Annotated in this window: 25 protein-coding genes; 14 read left to right on the top strand and 11 right to left on the bottom strand. The window is 68.6% G+C overall.

Going from position 1 to position 22,231, the window contains the following annotated elements; translation table 11 throughout:
• Positions 1–155: 155 nt before the first annotated feature.
• The 4 genes from AB1046_RS02930 to AB1046_RS02915 all read right to left on the bottom strand — a co-directional run bounded on the left by AB1046_RS02930 (position 156) and on the right by AB1046_RS02915 (position 4,538).
• The gene (locus AB1046_RS02930; protein WP_369372305.1) at positions 156–1,541 is read right to left on the bottom strand and encodes a serine hydrolase domain-containing protein; all 1,386 of its coding nucleotides are present in this window, start codon (positions 1,539–1,541) and stop codon (positions 156–158) included.
• A 22-nt stretch (positions 1,542–1,563) separates the two neighbouring features.
• The gene (locus tag AB1046_RS02925) at positions 1,564–2,214 is read right to left on the bottom strand and encodes a DedA family protein (protein ID WP_369372304.1); all 651 of its coding nucleotides are present in this window, start codon (positions 2,212–2,214) and stop codon (positions 1,564–1,566) included.
• A gap of 98 nt (positions 2,215–2,312) precedes the next feature.
• Complete coding sequence (locus tag AB1046_RS02920; RefSeq protein ID WP_369372303.1) at positions 2,313–4,130, bottom strand: DNA/RNA helicase domain-containing protein; 1,818 nt, start codon at positions 4,128–4,130, stop codon at positions 2,313–2,315.
• A 69-nt stretch (positions 4,131–4,199) separates the two neighbouring features.
• Positions 4,200–4,538, bottom strand: coding sequence for a nucleotide pyrophosphohydrolase (locus tag AB1046_RS02915; RefSeq protein ID WP_369372302.1), 339 nt, complete (start codon positions 4,536–4,538; stop codon positions 4,200–4,202).
• A 172-nt stretch (positions 4,539–4,710) separates the two neighbouring features.
• Here AB1046_RS02915 and AB1046_RS02910 point away from each other — a divergent pair, with 172 nt between their 5' ends.
• Complete coding sequence (locus AB1046_RS02910) at positions 4,711–5,532, top strand: alpha/beta hydrolase (protein WP_369372301.1); 822 nt, start codon at positions 4,711–4,713, stop codon at positions 5,530–5,532.
• Positions 5,533–5,730: 198 nt separating this feature from the next.
• A complete protein-coding gene (locus AB1046_RS02905) occupies positions 5,731–6,000 on the top strand; it encodes a hypothetical protein (RefSeq protein WP_369372300.1) in 270 nt (89 codons plus the stop codon).
• Positions 6,001–6,033: 33 nt separating this feature from the next.
• On the opposite strand, the gene AB1046_RS02900 is transcribed toward AB1046_RS02905, so the two are convergent.
• Positions 6,034–6,531, bottom strand: coding sequence for an N-acetyltransferase family protein (locus AB1046_RS02900; protein ID WP_369372299.1), 498 nt, complete (start codon positions 6,529–6,531; stop codon positions 6,034–6,036).
• Between the two features lie 53 nt (positions 6,532–6,584).
• Complete coding sequence (locus AB1046_RS02895) at positions 6,585–7,127, bottom strand: hypothetical protein (RefSeq protein WP_369372298.1); 543 nt, start codon at positions 7,125–7,127, stop codon at positions 6,585–6,587.
• A gap of 330 nt (positions 7,128–7,457) precedes the next feature.
• Between AB1046_RS02895 and AB1046_RS02890 the strand changes: the two genes are divergently transcribed.
• The gene (locus AB1046_RS02890; RefSeq protein WP_369372297.1) at positions 7,458–8,366 is read left to right on the top strand and encodes a ketopantoate reductase family protein; all 909 of its coding nucleotides are present in this window, start codon (positions 7,458–7,460) and stop codon (positions 8,364–8,366) included.
• A 229-nt stretch (positions 8,367–8,595) separates the two neighbouring features.
• A complete protein-coding gene (locus AB1046_RS02885; RefSeq protein WP_369372296.1) occupies positions 8,596–11,379 on the top strand; it encodes a tetratricopeptide repeat protein in 2,784 nt (927 codons plus the stop codon).
• Here the strand turns inward: AB1046_RS02885 and AB1046_RS02880 are convergent.
• Positions 11,358–11,993, bottom strand: coding sequence for an NUDIX domain-containing protein (locus AB1046_RS02880; RefSeq protein WP_369372295.1), 636 nt, complete (start codon positions 11,991–11,993; stop codon positions 11,358–11,360). The genes AB1046_RS02885 and AB1046_RS02880 overlap by 22 nt on opposite strands.
• A gap of 116 nt (positions 11,994–12,109) precedes the next feature.
• Between AB1046_RS02880 and AB1046_RS02875 the strand changes: the two genes are divergently transcribed.
• On the top strand, positions 12,110–12,715 hold the full coding sequence (locus tag AB1046_RS02875; protein ID WP_369372294.1) for a TetR family transcriptional regulator: 606 nt from the start codon (positions 12,110–12,112) through the stop codon (positions 12,713–12,715).
• A 110-nt stretch (positions 12,716–12,825) separates the two neighbouring features.
• Here the strand turns inward: AB1046_RS02875 and AB1046_RS02870 are convergent, their stop codons facing one another.
• Positions 12,826–13,548: an ASCH domain-containing protein gene (locus tag AB1046_RS02870; RefSeq protein ID WP_369372293.1), complete on the bottom strand. Its 723-nt coding sequence runs from the start codon at positions 13,546–13,548 to the stop codon at positions 12,826–12,828.
• 453 nt (positions 13,549–14,001) lie between these two features.
• On the opposite strand from AB1046_RS02870, the gene AB1046_RS02865 reads away from it, so the two are divergent.
• Positions 14,002–14,706: a hypothetical protein gene (locus AB1046_RS02865; RefSeq protein WP_369372292.1), complete on the top strand. Its 705-nt coding sequence runs from the start codon at positions 14,002–14,004 to the stop codon at positions 14,704–14,706.
• 257 nt (positions 14,707–14,963) lie between these two features.
• A complete protein-coding gene (locus tag AB1046_RS02860) occupies positions 14,964–15,479 on the top strand; it encodes a GNAT family N-acetyltransferase (protein WP_369372291.1) in 516 nt (171 codons plus the stop codon).
• 13 nt (positions 15,480–15,492) lie between these two features.
• Here AB1046_RS02860 and AB1046_RS02855 read toward each other — a convergent pair whose 3' ends face one another.
• Entirely contained in the window at positions 15,493–16,662 is a 1,170-nt protein-coding gene (locus AB1046_RS02855; protein WP_369372290.1) for a GTP-binding protein, read from the bottom strand.
• A gap of 125 nt (positions 16,663–16,787) precedes the next feature.
• Between AB1046_RS02855 and rpmB the strand changes: the two genes are divergently transcribed.
• From rpmB to rpmF, 6 genes are read left to right on the top strand one after another with little or no spacing between them, the layout of a single operon-like run.
• Positions 16,788–17,024 (top strand): 50S ribosomal protein L28, encoded by a 237-nt coding sequence (rpmB, locus tag AB1046_RS02850; protein ID WP_369372289.1) that lies wholly within the window; start codon positions 16,788–16,790, stop codon positions 17,022–17,024.
• Complete coding sequence (rpsN, locus tag AB1046_RS02845) at positions 17,024–17,329, top strand: 30S ribosomal protein S14 (RefSeq protein WP_369372288.1); 306 nt, start codon at positions 17,024–17,026, stop codon at positions 17,327–17,329. The genes rpmB and rpsN overlap by 1 nt, the downstream gene beginning before the upstream one ends.
• A 52-nt stretch (positions 17,330–17,381) precedes the next feature.
• Positions 17,382–17,504: a type B 50S ribosomal protein L36 gene (ykgO, locus tag AB1046_RS02840; protein WP_369372287.1), complete on the top strand. Its 123-nt coding sequence runs from the start codon at positions 17,382–17,384 to the stop codon at positions 17,502–17,504.
• Between the two features lie 17 nt (positions 17,505–17,521).
• The gene (locus tag AB1046_RS02835) at positions 17,522–17,824 is read left to right on the top strand and encodes a type B 50S ribosomal protein L31 (protein WP_369372286.1); all 303 of its coding nucleotides are present in this window, start codon (positions 17,522–17,524) and stop codon (positions 17,822–17,824) included.
• Positions 17,824–17,991 (top strand): 50S ribosomal protein L33, encoded by a 168-nt coding sequence (gene rpmG, locus AB1046_RS02830; protein WP_369372285.1) that lies wholly within the window; start codon positions 17,824–17,826, stop codon positions 17,989–17,991. The genes AB1046_RS02835 and rpmG overlap by 1 nt, the downstream gene beginning before the upstream one ends.
• Before the next feature lie 56 nt (positions 17,992–18,047).
• Positions 18,048–18,215, top strand: coding sequence for a 50S ribosomal protein L32 (gene rpmF / locus AB1046_RS02825; protein WP_369372284.1), 168 nt, complete (start codon positions 18,048–18,050; stop codon positions 18,213–18,215).
• Positions 18,216–18,346: 131 nt separating this feature from the next.
• Here the strand turns inward: rpmF and AB1046_RS02820 are convergent, their stop codons facing one another.
• Positions 18,347–19,618, bottom strand: a complete 1,272-nt coding sequence (locus AB1046_RS02820; protein ID WP_369372283.1) for an ATP-grasp domain-containing protein — start codon at positions 19,616–19,618, stop codon at positions 18,347–18,349.
• A gap of 238 nt (positions 19,619–19,856) precedes the next feature.
• Positions 19,857–20,891 carry a LacI family DNA-binding transcriptional regulator gene (locus tag AB1046_RS02815; protein ID WP_369372282.1) on the bottom strand — a complete coding sequence of 345 codons (1,035 nt, stop codon included), beginning with the start codon at positions 20,889–20,891 and terminating at the stop codon, positions 19,857–19,859.
• Between the two features lie 108 nt (positions 20,892–20,999).
• On the opposite strand from AB1046_RS02815, the gene AB1046_RS02810 reads away from it, so the two are divergent.
• On the top strand, positions 21,000–22,229 hold the full coding sequence (locus tag AB1046_RS02810; protein ID WP_369372281.1) for an amino acid ABC transporter substrate-binding protein: 1,230 nt from the start codon (positions 21,000–21,002) through the stop codon (positions 22,227–22,229).
• The last annotated feature ends 2 nt before the right edge of the window (positions 22,230–22,231 follow it).

Genomic DNA, 22,231 nt, shown 5'->3' with positions numbered 1-22,231 from the left:
TTTGGGGCCTGCCGCCGCCGGGGAGGACGTACCGCCCGGGGTGGGTTACGGATTGTTCACTCTCCGTAACCCACCCCGGGCGGTACTAGTTGCTCCAGGGCCTACCGGCAGTCCGGTTCCTCGCGACCTGTTGACCGGTCCGGGTTTCCAGAGACCTACCTGCCGGTCTGGGCCCGGTACTGCTCGATCGGCCATGAGGTCAGGCCGCCGATCCGGAGCGAGGTGATCGCGCCGTCGACGTCCCGCTCGACCTGGACGGGCTCGCCGACCGTGCCGAACCCGGCGACTGGCTCCTGCACCAGCCGACCGCCGGACACAACCAGCCGTTGCGTGACCTCGACCGGCTGCGGCGAGCGCGGGTTGATCACGTGCAGGATCCCGCCGAGGTCCACGACGTCGACCACGCCCCACAGGTTGGCGAACCGCCCGACGGGCGCGTCTGCGGGGACCGGTGACGCCGGACCCTCGCTCGCGGCTGCGAGCGCCAGGTCGATCAGCTGGAAGATGCCGGTCGCGATCTGGTTGGCGATGCCGTCGACGGAGTTGGTCAGGGCCGAGACCACTATCCCGTCCACCGGGTCGATCCAGGTGCGGGTGATGTGCCCAGGGTATCCGCCGGAGTGCCCGACGACTGCGCGGTCCCCGACCTTGCCGACCTCGATGCCGACGCCGTACCGGCCGAGCTCCTTGCCGCGCACCTCCACGCGGGACTCCTCGCGCTGCATGATGCGCTTGCTGGCGTCGGTGACCAGCGTGGTGTCGCCGAACACGTGCGCGCTGCCGTAGCGGACCATCTCCAGCGCGGTGGAGTACCAGCCGGTGGCGGCTGCCATGGCGCGGGTGTCGACGTGCGGGATGACCTGGCGCTCGTCGTCGTGCGTGATCCGGCCGGTATGCCCGGCGGCGTACTCGCCTGCGCGGGCGGGGTCGAGCTCGGTCCCGGTCCGGGTCAGCCCCAGTGGTTCGACGACGGCGGTGCGCGCCACGTCGTCGTACGACTTGCCCGTGACCTGCTCGATGATGATGCCGAGCAGGCTGTACCCGATGTTCGAGTACTTGAGGTGCTGATTGGGCTCGAACACGATGCCCTCGGTGCGTACGCACTCCAGTACCTCGGCGCGGTCGAGGAAGGGGCGGCGGTACTGCCAGAAGTCGCCGTCGGAGGAGTCGCGGATGATCCCGCCCTGGTGGCCCAGCAGCTCGCGGACGGTGATGCCGGCGGCGAGCGAGCCGTCGAGCTCGGGCACGAGGTCGCCAACGGCGTCGTCCAGGCGCAGCTCGCCGCGCTCGACGAGCTGCAGCACGAGCACGCCGGTGAACGTCTTGGAGTGGGAGGCGACGCGGAACAGGTGGTCGCTGGTGAGGTCCTCCCCCGTCTCCAGGTTCGCCTTGCCCCAGGCGAGGTCCACGAGGACCTCGCCGCGGCGGCCGACGGCCAGCTGGAGGCCGGGGATGCCGTTGTACGCGGCGTGGAACGAGGCCCAGTCGGCGAGGTAGGGCGCGATCGAGCGGAGGGTATGGGCGGTGCGGTCGTCAGTCACAGCAGCATCATGCACCGCTTGATCAGCGCTTCCGCACGTGCCGCGGGGTGTCCGCGCTGCGTCGCTGGATCATCCGCACCAGCCACCAGACCAGCAGGAGCACGACCGCCACGATCACTACGTTCTGGAACACCCCGACGTATTCCTCGACGATGTGCCACTGGTCCCCCAGCAGGTATCCGGCGCCGACCAGCAGAGTGTTCCAGACGCCGGAGCCGAGCGTGGTGAACGCGAGGAACCGCCAGATCGGCATACGTTCCACGCCGGCGGGGATGGAGATCAGGCTGCGCACGATCGGGATGACCCGGCCGATGAGCACGGCCCAGGTGCCATACCGGGTGAACCATGCCTCGGCCTTGTCGACGTCCTCCAGGTTCACGAGCGGCATCTTGTCCACGATGGCGCGCAGGCGGTCGCGGCCCAGCCACGCGCCCAGCCCGTACAGGAGGACGGCGCCAACCACGGAGCCCGCCGTCGTCCAGACCAGCACCTGCCAGAGCACGAGGGAGCCCTGCGCGGCGGTGAAGCCGGCCAGCGGCAGGATCACCTCGCTCGGCAGGGGCGGGAAGAGGTTCTCGAGGGCGATCGCAACGCCTGCACCGGGTGCGCCGAGCGTCTCCATGAGCCCCACGGCCCAGTCGGCGACGGTAGTGGCGAAGCTTTGTGTCGTCATGCCTCAACGCTAGTCGGCAATGCTGGGTGGTCGCGCTGCGGTGATCCGTCCGTTCGTGCTGCGCTTCGTCGGCCATGACGGCTCCGGCCTACCTCGCGTCACCCCTGTCGCCCTGTCGAAAAATATGGTCGCAGCTTCTCCCGCAGCGCCGGATCGCAGACATAGACATAAGTACCGAGCATTCCGCGGGTAAGCAGCACCCCATAGACGTTTCGCACGAAGCGGAGCAGGTCGTCGTCGGTGTAGTCGATCCCCAGCATGTGGTTGTTAGCCTGCCCCTTCCTGTCGAAGTAGTTGGTGCGGTCCATGGCGATCCGCCCGCGCTCGTCAAGGCGCAGGTCCGGACCGATGATTACGCCCGCATAGTTCAGGTCGTACCCCTGAATCGTGTGGATCGATCCGACCTCATCGAGCGACGTCGATGAATCCACCCAGTCGGTGGCCTTTCGGTTCCAGCGCAGCCGCTTACCATCGATCTCGATGTCGTAGGGCGCATCATCCGTCGGTTTGTCCCTGCTCAGCCAGGGCCAGGCGTACCCCGCGACCAACCGCGCCAGCCCATGTTCGCGATCCTTCCTGCGGACCGCCGTGACCATCTCGCTAAAGTCATCAAACATCCGCAGGTCGTAGGGGAAGAAAGGTGCTCCGCCCGGCTCATCCGCGGCGTCCGCCAGCACGTCACGCACGTACTGCACGTAATCGGCACCGGCCTGGACCCGCATCTGCGATGTGAGTGTGTAGAGGCGCCTCACGCGCCGCGCCTCCTCGACAACAGCTTTCTGCTTGGTTTGCGGAAGGTCTGCCGGCATCACGCTCTGCTCGGTGTCGAGCATGAGCACCTGGTGCCCGCTCTGGGCGCGGATCCAGTCGAGCTGGGTATAGCGCAGGTCGTCCTCACCGAACAACCGCTTGTTGATCGCAGCGAATTGTTTGTTCATAGCGCCATTCGCCTGGCTGGCCCTTTGCCCGAGCCGATGCGCCTCGTCCACGACGAGCAGGTCGAACTTCTTCGTTGCGTTGCCAACTGCGAACGGGCTGAGCACCATCGAGGGGTTCAGCCCCGCGGTCGTCCTGAAGACTCGCTTGATCGTCTCGCGCAGCGACTGCTGCGGCACCACGAGTCCGAGACGCTTGCCCCGCACCAGGTCCGGGTATCCCTCTGTGAACAGGTCCGAGAACATCGCGTCCCCGTCGACCGGCTCCGGTTCAGCGTCAGCAATATCCTTGAGGAGTTTGAGTAGAAACACCCCGACGATGGTCTTCCCGGTGCCAGGCTCGCCCTGGATCACCGAGGTGGTGCTGCGGCCTGCCTCGATGTCATCCAGGAGCCCTTCCGCGACGCTCTCGACAACACTTGCCTGGTTCGGCGTAAGCGCCTTGAACGGCGAGTACTTGAACAGGTCAGAGTTCTCGATCTCACGAATGCTCCGCTTGAGCACTCCCCGCTCGCGCAGCGCGTCGAAGATCTCACTGAACGTCTCTTGATACTCACTGCGTCGGTAGTAGTCGGCATCGGTGATCCCACCGTTGCGGTTACGCACCGTGCACCCGTCGCCCGCGAGATACGTGATGAGACGCGACTCGAGATCGAGACACACAGACTTGTGGAACGTGTCGGCCAGAACGATCCGCAGCTGCTTCAGGTCACCCTTCAACCGCCGGTGCTGGTCCATGCGCTTCGCGACGTTGACCGTCTCGCCCACATAGACCTCGCGCCGCCTGCTGAGCACGTAGACGACGGGCCAGTTCGTGTATCTGCCGCCCCGCTCCCGAAGGTGCGCGCCGGTCCTCGTGTTGTAGGGCCGATCCTCGATCTCAAAGCCGGTCGTGCTGTGCACCGGAGCGTCGGGCGACATCCGGTCTCCTTCGCCCACTACCCCACTGAGGACAAGCTCCTGAGCCCCGTCATCAACCATGCGGCGAGGGTATCGGCCTAGGTCAGGGGACGCGGCGAACGCCACTCACGCAGCTTGCCTCCGGGGATTTCAGGAACCGGTGTCCGACGGCGGGAACCGTCCGACGTTCCTCGTGATCTTCGCGTGGCCCGCCTGTACTAGGTCGACCCCGCAGACGTCGGCGAGCTGGACCAGGTAGAGGAAGACGTCAGCGAACTCCTCCTCGATCGCACCGCGTGTCTCCGCATCGGCCAACCTCTCGTGGACTTGTTCGTCCGTCAGCCACTGCATCTCGGCGAGGAGCTCGCCCACCTCGCCGCCCAGCGCCATCGCGAGGTTCTTGGGTGTGTGGAACTGGCCCCAATCCCGGGCAACCGCGAAGTCGCGGAGCCTGTCGCGTACGGACTCGATCGTGGCGTCATCGTTCATGGGGTCGATTGTGCCGGGGCTTCTCCACCTCGCGCGCCGCGACCGCTCCACAGGCTCAATCCTGTCGCGACTTGATTCACCATCCCGATTCTGATGCCCAGTCCTGATCTCCGCTGACGCCAGCACCCAGGTCTGCCACGATGGCCAGGTTGCCCACCGACCTGGAGGATGCATGCCGTCGGAGTCCACGATCACGTTCCGCTCACTCGACGGCTTGGACCTGGTCGGTGACCTGACTATCCCGGACACACCGACAGACCTCGGTGTCGTGCAGGTCCACGGCGGTGGCGTCACCCGGCACGAAGCAGGGTTCTTCGACCGCATGGCCGCCGGCCTCGCAGATGCAGGCGTGGCAGCACTTCGATTCGACCTCCGGGGGCACGGAGAGTCGGGCGGCAAGCAGGAAGACCTGACCCTGGCGGGCGTGCTGAACGACATCCAGGTCGCTCTCGAAGAGCTCCGCACACGGACCGGCGTCACCCGTACATCCCTGGTTGGTCAGAGCTTCGGCGGCGGAATCTGCGCCTACTTCGCAGCCAAGCGGCCTGCCGACGTCGAACGCCTCGTGCTCCTGTGCCCCCAGTTCAACTACAAGAAGCGCACGATCGACTCGCGCGTCTACTGGGCCGGCGGCCACCTGTCACCTGAGAAGGCCAGGGTGTTGACCGAGCAGGGATACATCCAGCACTCCCCCACCTTTCGGCACGGACGCGCCATCTACAACGAGGTGTTCTGGCTCCAGCCCCACACCGTCCTGGACGAGATCGTCGCACCGACGTTGATCGTGCACGGCACCGCCGACACGCTGGTCCCGATCGACACCTCAGTCGCCGCGATGGACGTGCTCAACAACTGGTCGCGGCTGGAGAAGATCGAGGGCGCCCAGCACGGCTTCGCCGTCGACAACGACCCGACCTATGCCGACCCGCAGTCCCAGGCCTGGCAGGCACACGTCATCAGCCAGGTCACCGATTGGGTCACCGCCGAGAACTGATGGCAGCCGCAAGGTTCGCTACGACCGGGACACTGCTCCATCGCCGCAGTGAGGTCCAGCGAGGTCATTTCGAATAGCCGCCCCCACGGGGAGCTTCGTCCGGAGCGACCGCGAGGTGAAGGTATGGAGTCCTCGATGCACGAGTGAATCACCGTCGGTGATTGGCGGGCGAACGGCGTTGTGGTGAGGATCCTGACCATGTCTCCGCTCGCGTTGTTCCTGCTCCTGGTCGTAGGTCCGGTTGCCGCTGGCTTCGCCGCGACCTACCCGTGCGGCGCGAAGAACAAGGACGGCACGCGTTGCATCCGCGGGCGAAAGGGCCCGATGAAGCGCTGCCAGGACCACCACGCCCAGGGAGCGACGCCGTCGGACTGGTTCTGGCTCGCCGGCTGCGCGGTGGGCGCGGTGATGTTCTATCTGTGGCGGTCGTTCAACCCAGGCCCGCTCGTCGAGACGCTGCTCACCTGACTCACCACACCCGTCGGCCCTACGCTCACGCCGTCACCGACCTCGAACCATCCGGATCTCCACAATCTCAAGATCGTCGGTGAAGCGAGCACCATCCACGACGAACCCGTGCTTCTCGTAGAACCGACGCGCCCGCGGATTGGCCTCAGCTACCCATAGCTCGGCCGACCGCTGCGCAGGAAGCGCCGCGTCGATCAGCAGCGCACCAACACCCGCCCCGTGGTGCTCGGGAAGCACGTACAGCGACCACAGCTCGTAGCCACGAACCGCCGGAATACCGTCCTTCCCGCGTGTGGCTCCAGACTTCGCGAACCCCACCACCTGCCCGTCGACGACGGCGACAAGTGGGCGCCCAGAAGCGTCCCCGGACAATCGGTCGTGCCAGCGCTCCGTACGGTGCGCGACTGTGTCGCTCTCCCAGTGGTCAGCGGGCAGCAAGTCGGAGTACGTCTTCACCCACGCGGCGTGGTGCACGACGGCGATCGCCCCAGCATCGTCAACGATCGCGCGCCGCACACGTGGCTCAGTCACAGGCCTCACCATGGCATTCACCCGCTCATGGTGGCGACATGATTTGCGCGGAACTACGCCGCCCCCACGGCCTCCTTCAGCGTCCTTGTGGCAAGCCGAGCTGCGCACTCCTCGACGGAGCCGTGATGTTTAGTTCCCCGACCTTGCTGGGACGGACAGAGAGCGACCGCAGCGACATCAGCAAGAAGCCCGACCTGTTCGACATGACTAAGCCCAGATGCCGGCAACAGAACATTCGTGATGAGACGCTCCGCCGCCTTGGCGGCCATCTTCCCGGCAATCGCTGAGCCAGTCTGCCCGGCGACCCTGTCACCCACTGCCGTGGCGAGGTCACCAACGAACTTCCCGGGCAAGGTACAGACCTCACCGACCATTGCAGCAATCTCGCACTTGATGTGCCTTTCATCCGGCGCACCGACCTCCCGGGCGAGTGCCCGGTCCTCCTTACGACCAAGTCGAACCAGCTCATCAACACACGCCGATTCAACCTCGCTGGCCGCCAACTGCCGCAGCTGCTCGATGCCCTCCGCCTTAGTGAGGTCGATCCGCTCCGCGGCCCCCACTACCAGCGTGTTCCCCGTAACGGTTTGCATCATCTCCAAGACAGCAGGAACGTCTTGCGCGCGTACGTACCCCGCCCTGTGCCCTAGGAATCTGATCGGGGCGGTCTTCTTGGCGCACCGATACCCGCCCCTCGGATCACTGCTCGCTCGACACATAGCGCCCCCTCGACCAGACCCAAACACCCCACGGCAATGGTTCCATCTGGTTTATCCCCGGTCTAGGTCAGTTTCGTCACTTGAAATCACCATGCGATGCTGGTCCAGTTGTTCTGGCCAAGCGATGCGACACCAGGCTCCGGCTCTGATCATCCGGCCGCGCCGCCACTGTCACCTCGGCATTCGGCCGCCGCCTAACATGACGCCATGGCTGAAACCCCCATCGTCGTCCTCGGAGGCGGCGCCATCGGCGGCCTGGTCGCCGCGATGCTCCAGCAGGCAGGACACGACGTCGTAGTCGTCGCCCGCGAGAAGACCGCCCAGCAGATCACGGATCACGGCCTAGACGTCCAGACCGACGAGTTCGGCACCTGGCACGCCCCACTCGCCGCGACGACGGCGGTGCCCCACGGCGCCAGCGTGATCGTGGCGGTCAAGTCCGAGGGCGTGCACGACGCCGCCAGGCTCCTCACCGGCACCGCCCCCACCGCGGTGATCTCCCTGCTCAACGGCCTGGACCACCTCGTCACCCTCCGGGCCGCGCTCCCCGGCGTCCGGGTCATCGGCGCCACCATCGCGGGCGAGACCCTGCGCACCGGCGCGGGCGACTTCGGCCCGGCTCGCATCCGCCACCGCGGCACCCTGCTCCGCACAGTCGTGCCCGACGACGCCGCGCACCTCAGCCTGGTGACCGCACTCCGCGACACCCCCATCGAGGTCCTCACCGGCGGAACCGACGCCGAGGTGCTGTGGAAGAAGCTGCGCTTCCTCGCCCCGCTCGCGCTGCTGACCACCGCCTGGGGCTCCGGTATCGGAGACGCGCTGACCCGCGACCCCGCCCTGACCACCGGCCTCCTGACCGAGATCGCGGCGACCGCCACCGCCGAGGACGTACCCACCACCGCCGAGGACCTGCACGGCATCCTGGCTGGCTTCCCCGCCCCGATGCGTTCGTCCCTGCAGGCCGACATCGAAGCCGGCCTGCCAGGCGAGCTCGACGCCATCGGCGGAGCAGTCGGCCGCCGGGCCGCGACCCACGGCATCGCCACCCCGGTGCTGGACACCGTCATCGCGAAGATCCGCGCGGGGCTCTCCGACGCCGATCACACGTCGTGACTCACCAGGGTTCGGTCAACGCCCAGAACGCCTGACACGTGGCCTACCCAAACCGTCCTCGTGAGGACATTCCTTTCCGAATTGTCCGCTTCCTCGTACTCTCGTGACTGTGACGGAGGCGGGGTCAGGGAGGTTCAGAGGTAGGAGCGGGCGGCGGCTGTGGGTATACAGCACTGCTTCCACACTCGCCGTCGTCGTCGGAATTGCGGCCGTGATACTCCCGGAGTCCGTGCCGACCTGGGTGCGGCAGACCATGGTCGCAGGCGCCGTAGTCGGAGGCGTCCTTGGCGCTGCCCTCCTCGAGCGCTGGTTCACCCTGCATGACCGGCACCAGGAGGCAGCCGAGCGTGAGGCACACGACCGCCTCGCCTCGCAGCAGCTCGGCGTGCGCCCACCAGGGGATGAAGACGCGCCGGGCCGGTTGCTCTCTCCCGTTCGAGACGGTGACGAGCAGATAGTCCGGTTCGTCGGCAGGGACGACGTTCTCCAGCAACTCGTCGACTGGTGCATCGACGGCTACAACCCGGGCAAACGATCTCTGCGGGTACAGCTGATCACCGGATCCGGCGGTGTCGGCAAGACACGCTTGGCGCACGAGCTGCAGGCGGCAATGCGCACGGAGCACGGCTGGGAGTGCCGCAACCTGCGTGCCGGCGTCGAGGCGGAAGCCATGCAGGTGCTGCGTCGTGGCCACCGGGAGGCACCCGTACTGTTCGTGGTCGACTACGCGGAGAACCGGAGTGACGGCGTCGCCGAGCTCCTCCGACAGGCGAACAGCGATCCCGGCGCCGTACGCGTCCTGCTCCTTGCCCGGCGAGGCGGTCTGTGGTGGTCGGACCTGTGTCAGGAGTCCGACGTCGGAGCCGTCGTCGGCAGGTATGACCCGATCGAGCTATCTGCCCGGGTCGTGCCGCACGACGTCGACGCCGGGCATCTCGCCGAGCAACAGAGAATCGTCGACGTCGCAGTCCAGGACTTCGCCACGTTCCTCAGCAGGAGCCCGACGCAGCTGACCCTGCCCGACGTCGTGCCCGGCGCGCGGATGCTCGACCTGCTGTCCATCGCCCTGGTCCAGGTGCTTCGAGGCGAGGGACCTGCGCCCGACCACAGAACCGCCCCGCGACGAGCCCAAGCAGGCGTATCGACCCACGCGGTGTTCGACGAGCTGCTCCGGCACGAGGTACGGAGCTGGACGAGGTCGGCCCAGGAGGCCGGAATCCCGACTGACGGCCAGACACTCCGGATTCTTGTGGCGGCCGCGTCCTTGCTCGGTGCAGAGAGTCAGCCCGAAGCCGAATCGCTGGTTGGCCGCGTCTCTCAGCTGTGCCCGCCGGGCACCCAGCTCGACCCCAGATCGGCCGCGCGCTGGTTGCGTGAGCAGTACCCGCCGAGCGCCGGCTTCCCGGACAGCTCCGACGACCTGGCTCTCGTCGGAGATCCCGGCTGGATCGGGAGCCTCCATCCGGACCGCCTCGCCGAGCACCTCGTCGTGTCGATGCTGACGGCTGTTGACGTCAGCGACACGACACGCACCTTGGTGAGCGCTGAGCGGCGAGCGGTCCTGCTGAGCGGACTGAGCGAACGCCAGGCTGTACGGGCAATGATCGTCCTGACGCGCGCTGTCGCAGATCCTTCGCGTAGTCAGGACGACGAGCCTTCGCACCAAAGCCGATCGCACGGTCACGACCGCCGGTCCGGAAAAAGACCGGACAAGGATCAGCTCGATCCTCGGCGGGGCGACGACGTCGCGCAGCTGGCCCTGGACCTGGTCCGCGGCATCGACGTTCGATGGACCACGGTCAGCGCAGTCCACGAGCAGCTTCCCTGGCCGGACCCGCCGAGCGCCCTCCACGACGTCGGACACCATGTCGCCGAGCTCCTCGTTCGTACGGTCAACAGGGATCGGCTTCTCGCAACCACAGACAGGACTGCTCACGCACAGCACGTCCTCGGGAACTGGACATTCGTCCTTGGCCGCTACGAGGCTTCCCTGAGAGCACGAGAAGAAGCCACACGCTTGTACAGGAAGCTCGCGAGGCGACGTCCCAGCCAATACTGGTCAAGCCTTGCTCGGTCGCTGGACAACCTCGGCGACTCGTACGCCGCGCTCGGCCGCGACAGGAACGCGCTCGAGGCTCGTCGTGAAGCGGCGGGCACATGGCGTCAGCACGCACGGATCGACGCCATACGCCTCCTCCCTGACCTGGCAAAGTCGCTGCACAACCTCGGAATCTCCTATCGAGACCTTGGTCTTCCACGCGAAGCTCTTACGACCCACCTGGAAGCACTCGCTGCCCGTCGGCGCCTCGCCGAGCAGCACGACAGCCACAGAGCTTCGCTTGCACGGTCGCTCAGCTCCATCGGGCGCTGCCACGCCGACCTCGGGGATACCGAACAGGCGCACTCTGACTACATCGAGGCGCTGGAGCACTGGCGGCATCTGGACACGCACACCCCGACACGCTACGAGCCAGATCTCGCACTCGCGCTCGGAGATCTCGGGACCTCATTCGGGCTGCTGGGCACTGCCGAGGCAGGCTTGGCCCTGCACGACGAGGCCCATCGGATTTGGCTTCGTCTCTCCGCCCGGAACCCGGTCCGCTTCGAGCCTGGACTCGCCCGCTCCTTGACCAACCTCGGAATCGCACACGCAGACCTCGGCCGTATGGAGGAGTCCGCCCGAGCCTACGACGAGGCGATCGCCATCTACCGAGGCCTCGCGCGCACGCGTCCGAACCGGCGCGAGCAGAACCTCGCTTGGAGCCTCGGCAGCTCCGCGGCCTCGCTCGCCAAGACCGGGCTCGACGAACTTGCCCAGGAGCAATTCGCCGAGGCACTCGACCTGTATCGACGCCAGTATCAGTCGGGGACGCTGTCGGTCCAGTTTGTGACCGCTTTCCGGTCCACGCTCGACGGTTACGCGGTCGTGCAGGCACGAGTTGGCCGGCACGACCTGGCACACGAGCTCCGGGAGGAGACAGCGCCCCTCGATCAGTTCCTCGCCGACCTTTGACCTGTGCCGCTCGCACCAGCGGAAGCCGGGGCACTCAGTACATCCCAGGGCACTGCCACAGGGTCTCTGGGCTCAGAGGCCGCCAGTCCGGATGGCGGCCAAGCCTGCGACCTCGGCACTCCTCTGTCGCAGCAGACGATCGGTTGCATCGCGTTCGCCGCTTGCGCCTCCAGTGCAGTCTTGATCGCAACCCTCAATCTCAACGCCAACGACTCTTTCGTCAGCACTTGGGCCTCGTCGATCGACAGAAGCTTCACCGACTTGACTTCATCGTCAGCGCCTCGAAGCTCCTTGCACTCAGCGTCGCTGAGCACTCCCCCGTCAAAGATCCAGAGCAGCCCTTCAGGCATTCCGTCTGGCGCGAGAGGAACGTAGTCAACGACGAGAACGGGCATATCTCGCCGGACCAGACCGAGCTCCTCGTGCAGCTCGCGCTCGGCAGCCAACCAGGGGGATTCATCCGCTTCAATCACTCCGCCCGGTATTTCCCAAGTGTCCTTATAGGTTGGCTCGACCAGGACGATCTTGTTACTGGCATCGCGGAGGAGCACACCTGCCGCCATCCGCTTACGCGGCAGCCCCTGGATGTACTCGTCACGGGCGACTACTTGCACAGAGGTCAATGCTCCGCTTGATCTCCGCCAGGGCAACTGGAACGGCGATCTGCCCAGTGCCCGGCCCACCGCCGTCGGGCAACCACCCCGCGCGCCCGAGGCTCTACTCTGCAAACATGTCGAACGGGACCAGCAGCGGGCCGAGCCTGCGCGAGATCGGCCGCGACGCCGTGCGCGGGCGGATCACCGAGATCGCGCTCGACCTGTTCATAGAGCGCGGGTTCGACCAGGTGACCGTCGAGCAGATCGCCGCCGCCGCGGGCATGTCCGCGCGCACGTTCCACCGCTACTTCCCGGCCAAGGAGGACGTCGTCATCGGCGACCCGGCGCACGGAGGCAAGCGCGTGCGCGACGCGCTCGCGGACCGGCCGCTGGACGAGCCCGTCTGGGACTCGCTCCGTGCCTCCTTCGAGGCTCTGATGTCCCGCTCGACCCAGGGCGTCGGGGCGGAGCGCGGCAGACTCGCCATGCGCGTGCTCGGCGACAGCGCCTCCCTGCGGGCACGCGGCCTCGAGAAGCACCTGCTGTGGGCGCGCATGCTCACTCCGCTGGTCGCGGAGCGACTCGGCGGGGACGACGTCGAGCTGCGGGCCGAGATCATCGTCCAGTCGGCCATCGCCTGCTTCGACGTCGCACTCACCGCATGGGCGAACGCCGACGACGACACCACCGTCGCCGAGCTGCTGGAACGCGGCTTCGCGACGCTCCGGCCGCAAGGCTGACCTCGGGGCTGACCGCCCGCCGCCCGTAGGACGGACCACCCGCCTGCCCGGCCATCCGGCAGCCCGGCAGCCCGCCCGGCCGCTCAGCCGTCCGGCCGCGGGCACCAGTCCTACCGCTCCGCCTCGGCAACCCGGAACCGCACGAAGTCCACCACGTCGTCGGCCACGATCCCGGGGTAGTAGTGCGTCCGCAGCCCGGTGCGCAGCTCGTCGGCCGTGCAGTCTTCCAGGGCCGCCTGGGCGTCGGTGATGTCGGCGAACCGCACCTGCTCCACGGACTCGACCACGCCGGGCAGTGCCCGGTAGCGGTCGTCGAACTCGAACAGGAGCGTGACCGGTCCCGGCTCCGTGGGATCGTCGAAGCGGGTGGTGGCGGTCTTGACGCCGTCGGTCACGGCTCCCCAGTGCACCGGGGAGAACCGCAGCAGGCGCGGCGGGTCCGCGTCGGGGTGCTGGTACGAGTAGGGCAGCAGGTCGGTGGCCCGGACCGTGATCGAGTCGCCGCCGTCGGGCACTACGACAAAGCAGTCGGGCTGCTGGTCGAGCAGCACCTGACGGCACCGCCCGCACGGCGGCAGGACGCCGCGGTTCTCGTCCCCCACCGCGACGATCGTCGCGATCGGCCCCGCACCCGCGCCGGCCGCCACCCCGAGGGCCACGAGCTCGGCGCACGGCCCGCCCGTGTAGTGGAAGACGTTCGCGCCGGTGTAGATGTCGCCGTGGACGTCCATCACCGCGGACGCCACGGTGTTCAGGTAGGTGCCGTCGGCGGGCAGACGAGACACGGTTTCGAGCGCAGCGTCGAGGAGCCGCAGCTCGGGATCGTTCAGCATGAGAGCAACCCTAATCAGCCCCGAGACAGGCTCGGGCATCTTTATTTCACGCCCGCGGAGCACGCCGCCGACCCCGCAACCGACCCTCTTGCCGATAAGACCTCGACCGTTTCTTGATCGAATCCGGACATCCGCACCAGGCTCGGGGATTGAATATCACGGCTGTGATGTCTGAGTTGCGGCCATTCCTGGCGCTCTATCTCATGAATTCCATCCTGGAATGTCTAATTCCGGTCTCTATGGACTTCGTCACGTTCCGATTGACAGGGTGAAAACCCCACATGATGCTCGTCGTGGTGAATCGCACATGCGCTCTCCACCACAGTTTCGACAGAGCTATTCGAGGGGAATCCAATGATCCGAGGATTGCGTGCCATTAGCCGTACAGGAGCAGCCGTAGCAATTTCGGCTGGCCTGGTCTGCGCAGCCACCACTGGCGCGAGCGCACTGCCGTTGGCTGGGGGCCACGTCGCCACGGCCCACGTGATCGGCGCGGTCGACCCGGTGCCGCCGGCTCCGGTTCCCCCCGCACCCGAGGTGCCCCCGGCTCCCGAGGTCCCCGCCCCTGAAGTTCCGCCGGCTCCTGAGGTGCCGCCGGCACCGCTGCCCCCGGCACCCGAGGTCCCGCCGGCTCCGGTTCCCCCGGTCCCCGAGGTTCCGGCGCCTGAGGTGCCGCCGGCTCCCGAGGTCCCGCCGGCTCCGGTTCCCCCGGTCCCCGAGGTTCCGGCGCCTGAGGTGCCGCCGGTCCCCGAGGTCCCGGGTCTCCCGGCCCCCGAGGTTCCGGGCCTGCCGGTCCCTGTCCCCCCGGTTCCGGGTCTCCCGGCACCTGAGGTTCCGGGCCTGCCGGTCCCCGTTCCCCCGGTTCCGGGTCTCCCGGCACCTGAGGTCCCGGGCCTGCCGCTCCCGACGCCCGAGCTTCCGGGTCTCCCGGTCCCGGGTCTCCCGATCGACGCGCCGGTGACCAGCCTCATGGTCGACGCACCTCCGGTTGACCTTCCGGTTGACCTGCCGATCCCGGAGCTGCCGATCCCGGAGCTCCCGATTCCCGAGCTGCCGCTCCCCCTTCCGATCGGTGACCTGATCGGCACCATTCTGGACACGGTGACCGGCCTGCTCAGCACCGTCCTCGGCGCGCTCGGCGGCCTGGGCGGAGCCTGATAGCTGCCTGGCCGATCTCGGTCGGCGAGGCCTTTCCACCAGCGTCCCTGCAGCGGATAGCCTGGTGGTGAACAGGCAATAGTGAGGCCCTTTCCCGGGAAATCGGGAAAGGGCCTCACTGCGTCACCAGGACTTACTCGCCGCGCGTTCTTTATCGGCGCAATAGACATAACCAGGCCGGGCTCGCACATTATCGGCCGGCATTCCGCGAGACCCGGCGACCGTCGGCCTGGCAATTTGGGGATACCTTGAGCCCCGTGCCAGACCTCATGATCGCCCAGCGCCACCCCGCCCACCTCGACCGGGTGGCGGACGCGTTGCGGCTGGTCCACGAGTCCGACGGCTACCCGATGGTCTGGCCGGACGACCCGATCGCCTGGCTCACCCCCACGGGCCTCCTCGACTCGTGGATCGCCCTGTCCGACGGCGAGGTCGTGGGCCACGTGATGCTCGTCGTCGGGAGCAAGGTCGAGCACGCCGCACAGCTAGCCGACGCCGCAAAAGTCCCGGTGACCGGCATCGCCGGTGTGAGCCGCCTGTTCGTCACCCCGAAGGCGCGCGGAACCGGTGTGGGCGTCGCCCTCCTGGAGCGTGTCGAGGACACCCCCGCCCGGCGCGGACGCCGGCTCGCTCTCGACGTCCTGGACGACGACGGCCCCGCGATCCGCCTGTACGAACGCCTCGGCTGGGTCCGGGTGGCCACAGGCCCGGCAAGCTGGACCCGCCCGGACGGCATCCGGCCGCAGGCAGCGGCCTACCTCTGCCCCCGCTGACCCACCGAGTACGTCAGACCGAGCGGGCGCCCAGCCAGGGCGCGAGGTGGTCCTCACGCCACAGCCACTCGACGCCTTGGGCCACCTCCTCGGGAGTGCAGAGCGCCTCGTGGAACGCCTCGCGCAGGCGCTGCCGGTCGTCACGGATCCCCACGCCGCGGCCCTTGGCCTCGACGGCGCCGGCCGCACCGGCGTCGGACACCCCCACCACCACGATGCGGGTGTGCGGCACGGTCCCGGCACACACCTCCCGCCACGGACCCAGGTCCCCGACGGCCAGCTGCCCGCCCGCGCCGTCCCACAGGCAGGCGAGACCCGGCCGGTCGGCCACGTGGAACACACCGCGGGCGCGCACGCCACCGGCCCCTAGGGTCTCGATGCGGTCCAGCAGCCGCTCGGGGTGGAACGGCAGCGACGACCGTAGCTCGAGCGTCCAGCTGTGGTCGTCCAGCACCCCGCCCGAGCCGGTGAAAACAACCGCCCCGAGGGGATGAGCCCGGTGCTCGGCGCGAGCTGGCGAGTGCGTCCAGGCGGCGAGGTCGGCCGCCGACAGCGCGTGCAGCCCATCCACCCGCCGCGTCCCGGCACCACGGAGCCGGTCCAGCAGGCCCGACGTCGTCGCCTCCGCCTTCCCGCTCGTTACTACCAGATCCGCCTGCTCGATCTGGGCCGCGAGCGCCTCCCCCACCGAGCGCTCGTCGTCGGCGCTGAGCTCCAGGCCGCGTTCGACAAGGGTGTCGTCGCCAAACAGGTCGTGCTGGAGCGAGTCGAGGTCGACGGCGGCGAGCGACGTCGCGATGCGGGTGTGCGCGAGCGCTCCCCCGGGCGCGGCCTCGGCTGCGAGGGCGCGGGCGGCGGGCAGGGGTTCGGCGCTGACGGGCAGGGCGAGCAGCACGTGGGTCCAGCGGCCGTCCCGGGCGAGGCGCGCGATGGTGGGTACGGCGTCCTCGCGGACGGCGCAGGACAGGCAGGCGTGCTCCAGCGGGACGAGCACGTCCTCGACGACGCCGGTGGCGTCCAGCACGACGCGCCGGAGGTGTTCGGCGTAGATGTCGTGCCGCACCGCGACCAGTCCGGGGCCGTCCATGAGCAGGCCGAACAGCGCGGAGTCGCGCAGCACTGGGTCGGTGGTCGCCAGGACGCTCACGGGGATGTTTCCGCGACTCTTGCCGGTTTGATACATGCCGCCTCCTCGCCCGGGTGCACCCCGGAATAATTGATAACCGTTCTCAGTTCTGGTTCACTGTAGCGCGTGATGAGAATCGTTCTCAAACGCGACGGCGGGCTCGCCGCCACACAGGAGGTCTTGTGTCAGCCAGATGCCAGGTGCTGGGCACCGTCCCGGGGTTCGGTCACTCGGTCTCGCACTCCCACGTGCGAACCAAGCGCCGGTTCGACCCGAACATCCAGAAGAAGCGCTACTGGGTCCCGTCGCTCGGCCGCAACGTCACGCTCCGCGTGAGTGCCAAGGGCATCAAGACCATCGATCGCTTGGGCATCGACGTCGTCGTCGCCCGGATCCGCGCCCGAGGGGAGAAAGTCTGATGGCAAAGAAGTCGAAGATCGCCGCCGATGCCCGACGCCGCGAGGTGGTCGCCCGGTACGCCGAGCGACGCGCGGAGCTGCGGCGCACCCTCCGGAAGCTGGATCTGCCTCCCGAGGAGCGGCAGGCCGCCGCCGACGCGCTGGCCAAGCAGCCGCGCGACGCCAGCCCGACCCGGCTGCGCAACCGCGACGTCGTCGACGGCCGGCCCCGCGCCTACTCGCGCAAGTTCGGCCTGTCCCGCATCCGGCTGCGCCAGATGGCGCACCAGGGCGAGCTGCCCGGCGTGACCAAGTCCAGCTGGTGACCGGCTCGCCAATCAGACGCCCGAGAAGACGCCCGAGAAGAAGGAGCGGCACATGAAGGTTCGCGCATCGCTGCGGTCCCTGAAGAACAAGCCCGGCGCGAAGGTAGTGCTCCGGCACGGCAAGACGTTCGTGATCAACAAGCTCAACCCGCGCTGGAAGGCGCGCCAGGGCTGAGCGAGAAGGAGACAGACATGAGGCAGAACCTGCACCCCACCTACGGTCCCGTGGTGTTCCGCGACGTGAGCGCGGGCTACACGTTCCTGACCCGCTCCACGCTCGCGGGCGACGCGGACGCCGGCCCCGGCCGCCCGGCGTCGACCATCGAGTGGACCGACGGCCGCACCTACCCCGTCGTCGACATCGACATCAGCAGCGCCAGCCACCCGTTCTGGACCGGATCGGCCCGCGTGGTCGACACCGCCGGACGCGTCGAGAAGTTCCGGCAGCGCTACGGCACCCGCACCAACAACAACTCCAGCAAGGACGGTAGCTGATGGCCTCGCGCGTGGATCTGCGACCAATCATCAAGCTGCGCTCGACGGCGGGCACCGGCTTCACGTACGTGACCCGCAAGAACCGGCGCAACGACCCAGACCGCATGGTCCTGCGCAAGTTCGACCCGGTCGCCCGCAAGCACGTGGAGTTCCGCGAGGAGCGCTGACCTCAGCGCTCCTGGCGGGACGCCGATAGCGGCCCAGCAACAGAGAGGAGGCCGTCATGGCGGTCCCCAAGAGAAAGATGTCCCGATCGCGCACACGATCCCGGCGCTCGCAGTGGAAGGCCCTGGTACCCGACCTCGTCGCGGTAACCGTGGACGGCCGCCAGGTACGCATCCCGGCGCGCCTGATCCCCGCCGTCCGCCGCGGCCTGTTCGTCCCGGACTGACGCGGCCTCCACCACACGGAACGACCGACGCCCCGGCGCACAAGCGCCGGGGCGTTGTTGTGGGCGCGATCGTTGCGACCACGCGTCCGGTTTAGGCGCAACGGTCACGCCCACAACCAAGAACTGCCCGGTCAGCGGGCGGGCGCTCCGGCGTCGATCACCACGTCCAGGCTGGCCGCGATCTCGTCCGCCCAGGCCTTCGCCTGGTAACCCGTCGGGTCCCCGACCAGCACGTGTCCGATCCGATTGTTGTTGTCGCCCGGCCGCACCTCGCGGCCGGGCGACGGCGTCTCGTGGGCCAGGACGCGGTCGTCGTCGGCCAGGCGCTGCGCGCCCCGCACCTCCTGCACGACGCCGGCTGCCTGCGGCAGCAGGAACGTGACCGCTGCACTCGCCGCGACCGCGGGGCCGGGCACCGGCTCGCTGCCGAGCGCCAGGTCCACCAGCACCTGCAGCGGGTTGAAGCCCGTCACGAGCCGCACCAGCTCGAAGATGTAGCCCCCGCCCTGGCGAGGGTTCAGCTCGATCAACCGCGGCCCGACGGCGGTGAGCCGCACCTCGGTGTGACTGATCCCGTGCGTGAGCCCGACGGCGTCGAGCACCGCCACGATGTGGTCCTCGATCGCGCGGCGCGCGTCCGGCGCCAACGGGGCCGGGAACAGGTGCCCGGACTCGACGAATCCTGAACCGCCCTCGACGTCCGGCTCCACGACCGTCTTCGCGGTGATGCCCAGCACCCGCGTCACGCCGTCGCGGGTCACGGACTCGACGCTGTACTCCGGGCCCTCGACGACCCGTTCCAGGAGCGCGAGCCGCTCCAGCGGCTGGTCCCGCGTGTTGCGCTCGGGACCGGTCGCCTCGGCGAACGCCACGGCGAGCCCGGCCTCGTCCACCACCTTGCGCACGGCTGTCCCGGAGTTCATGTCCACGGGCTTGACCACCAGCGGGTAGCCGAGGCTCGCGGCTTCCTTGCGCGCCTGCTCCCAGGTGGACGCGACCGCGTGCGGCACGTCCGGCACTCCCCCGGCCACGAGCGCCTGGCGCACCAGGTGCTTGCGCGTCGCGATGCGCAGCGCCTCGGCCGGCGCCCCGGGCAGGCCGAGGTGCTCGGCAACCAGCGCGACCGCCGGCAGGTAGTAGTCGCAGGTGGTCAGCACGCCGTCGATCCGACGTCGGGCCGCGACCTCACGTGCGGCGGCGACGAGCGCGGCGTCGTGATTCGTCTCCGCGATGATCACCTCGTCGGCGAGCGCCAGGACGGGGTGAGGCGCGCCGTCGGGCAGGCGGTACAGGTCGGGGTCGCGGGTGACCAGGACGTACCGGTGGCCGGCGTCGCGCAGCAGGGGCGGAAGCATCAGGCCGGTGGACTGGAGCCAGCTCTCGATCATGAGCAGGTCGGCCACGTCAGCACCCTCCGTCGCGGAGAGGGCTAACGGGAGTCGTTCTCAACATGGCGCACAGCCTGCCACGGATCGGGCGGGCCGGCGCTGCTCCCGGTCTGAACGACTCGGGGTAACACTACGAATTCGAGGTGTGTTGCTGTGCGTAGACGTTGTCTACAACCAGTAACACACTTCGAATTCGTAGTGTCTCCCCGCGGGTCCCGCCCCGAAGCGCTACGTCCCGATCATGCCCAGAACGTCAGCCCCGCACCCCGGCAGTCGACGCGCGCACCATCAGTCGCTGCTCCGCCGTCCGGCGGCGCGGCCGCGTAGCCCGCGGCAGCAGCGCTAGCTCCAGCGCCTGGCGCCCCATCTCCTTCATCGGCAGGTGCACGGTCGTCAGGGCGGGCGACAGGTGCCCGGCCACCGTGACGTCGTCGAACCCCGTGACGGACACCTCGCCCGGCACAGCAATCCCCCGCTCCCCCAGCACCGACAGCACGCCCACGGCCATGTCGTCGTTCAGGGCGAGGATCGCCGTGACGTCCGGGTGCTGGTCGAGGATGCGCCGGGCGGCCTCCTTGCCGCCCTCCAGCGTGAACTCCGCCTCGACCACCGGCAGGTCATCGAGCACCAGGCCGTACTCGCCCAGCGCCTGCTCCACACCGGAGAGCCGGTCGGCCATGGTCGCGAGCTGGCGCGAGCCCGACGCCACGCCGATACGCCGGTGACCCAGCTCCAGCAGGTGCTCGGCGATCGCCTGCCCACCCTCGACGTTCTCGGGCACCACCGCGTCGACGCCAAGCTGAGGGTGCCGGCCGATCACGGCGACCCGTCCGCCCGCGGCCTCGAAGCTCTGCACCTGCGCCTTCATCTGCGCCTGGACGCCCCGGTCGAGATGACCGGACCCGGCCACGACGATGATCCCGACCCCGGCGGCCGCGAGCGCCCGTAGCTGCGCCACCTCGGCGTACGGGTCGCGGCCGGTGTGGCAGATCTGGACCATGCGCCCGGCTCCGCCGGCGACCTCCAGCACGCCGCTGGCGATCTCGGCGAAGTACGGGTCGCCGATCTCGTGCACCACGAGCCCGATCCCCGGGCTGGCGCCGCTGGCGAGCGACCGCGCGTGCACGTTGGCCACGTAGCCGAGGTCGGCGGCGACCGCCCGCACTCGCTCCGCCAGCGCCTCGGACACTCCGGTCGCGCCGGAGAGTGCGCGCGACGCGGTGGCGATGGACACGCCGGCCCGCTCGGCGACGTCGATCAGGCGCAACCCCGCGGTGTGCTTCCGCATGAGATCTCCTCCCCACAGATAATCCCCAGGCCCTTGTCACCAGGTGCCCCATGTTCCTAGAGTGCCGTAAGCGGTTACGGGAAGCGCTTGCCACAAAGGAGTGGAGTCATGAGAGCAACCAGAGGACTGACGGTAGCGGTTATTGGCGCGACCACTGCGCTGACCCTGTCGGCGTGCCTGGCGAGCCCCGATCAGAGCGGCGAGACAGCCGGCCCGGACGACCCGATCGTCGTCGGTGTCTCGCTGCCCCTGACCGGTGACTTCGCCGAGCCGGGCAAGGGTGTGCAGCGCGGCTACGAGGCGTGGGCCGCGCACGTGAACGAGAACGGCGGCCTGCTGGGCCGGCAGGTGGAGCTGGTCATCGTCGACGACCAGTCCAACGCGGACCGCGTCGCCTCCGACTACGAGCGGCTCATCAACCAGGACGGCGTCGACCTCGTCTTCGGGCCGTTCTCGACCCGGCTCGTGGTGCCGGCGGCCCAGGTGGCGCAGGACTACGGGTTCCTGTTCGTGGAGCCCGCGGGCGCCGCCGCCGAGGTGTTCGAGCAGGGGTTCACCAACCTGTTCTACGCCGCGCCGGCCATCGCCGACGACCACTACGCCCACCTCGCCGAGTACATCCTCGCCCTGCCCACCGGCGAGCGGCCCGAGACGATCGCCGTGGCCTCCATGGACGACCCGTTCGCCCAGGGCACCGCGTACGGCCTGCGCGACGCGCTGGCGGCGGAGGGCATCGAGGTGGTGGTCGACGAGGTCTACCCGCCCAACACCACGGACTTCAGCGGCATCGCCGCCGAGATCGCGGACTCAGAAGCGGACCTGCTCATCGTCGGGTCGCAGTACCAGGACGGGGTGAACCTCGTCGTCGCGCTGCAGCAGCAGGGCTACCAGCCCGAGATGGCCGCGATCTCCGGGGCGCCGACAAACGCCGAGTTCCCCGCCGCGATCGGCGAGAAGACCGAGGGCATCCTCGCCCCCACCGGTTACACCCCGACGGCGCCCTACCCGTCGAACCAGGAGTTCGTGGAGGCCTACGAGGCCGAGCACGGCACGCCCCCGGCCGAGGACGAGGCAAACGCCTGGACCACGGGCCAGGTGGTCGCGGCAGCGGTGGAGGCCGTCGGCTGCGCCGACCCGTCGCCGGAGTGCCAGACCCAGCTCATCGACTGGCTGCACAGCAACGAGGTGGAGACGGTGGTCGGCGCACTCAGCTGGGACGCGGAGGGCCGGCCGCAGAGCGCCCACCTCATCCAGCAGTACGTCGACGGCGAGATCAAGATCGTGCTGCCGGAGGACGTCGCGGAAGCCGAGCTCATCCACCCGAAGCCCGAATGGTGATC

This window comes from Promicromonospora sp. Populi (assembly GCF_041081105.1).
Classification (GTDB): Bacteria; Actinomycetota; Actinomycetes; order Actinomycetales; family Cellulomonadaceae; genus Promicromonospora.
The sequence above is the reverse complement of the archived record's forward strand: the minus strand, read 5'-3'. Positions and strand labels throughout refer to the sequence as shown.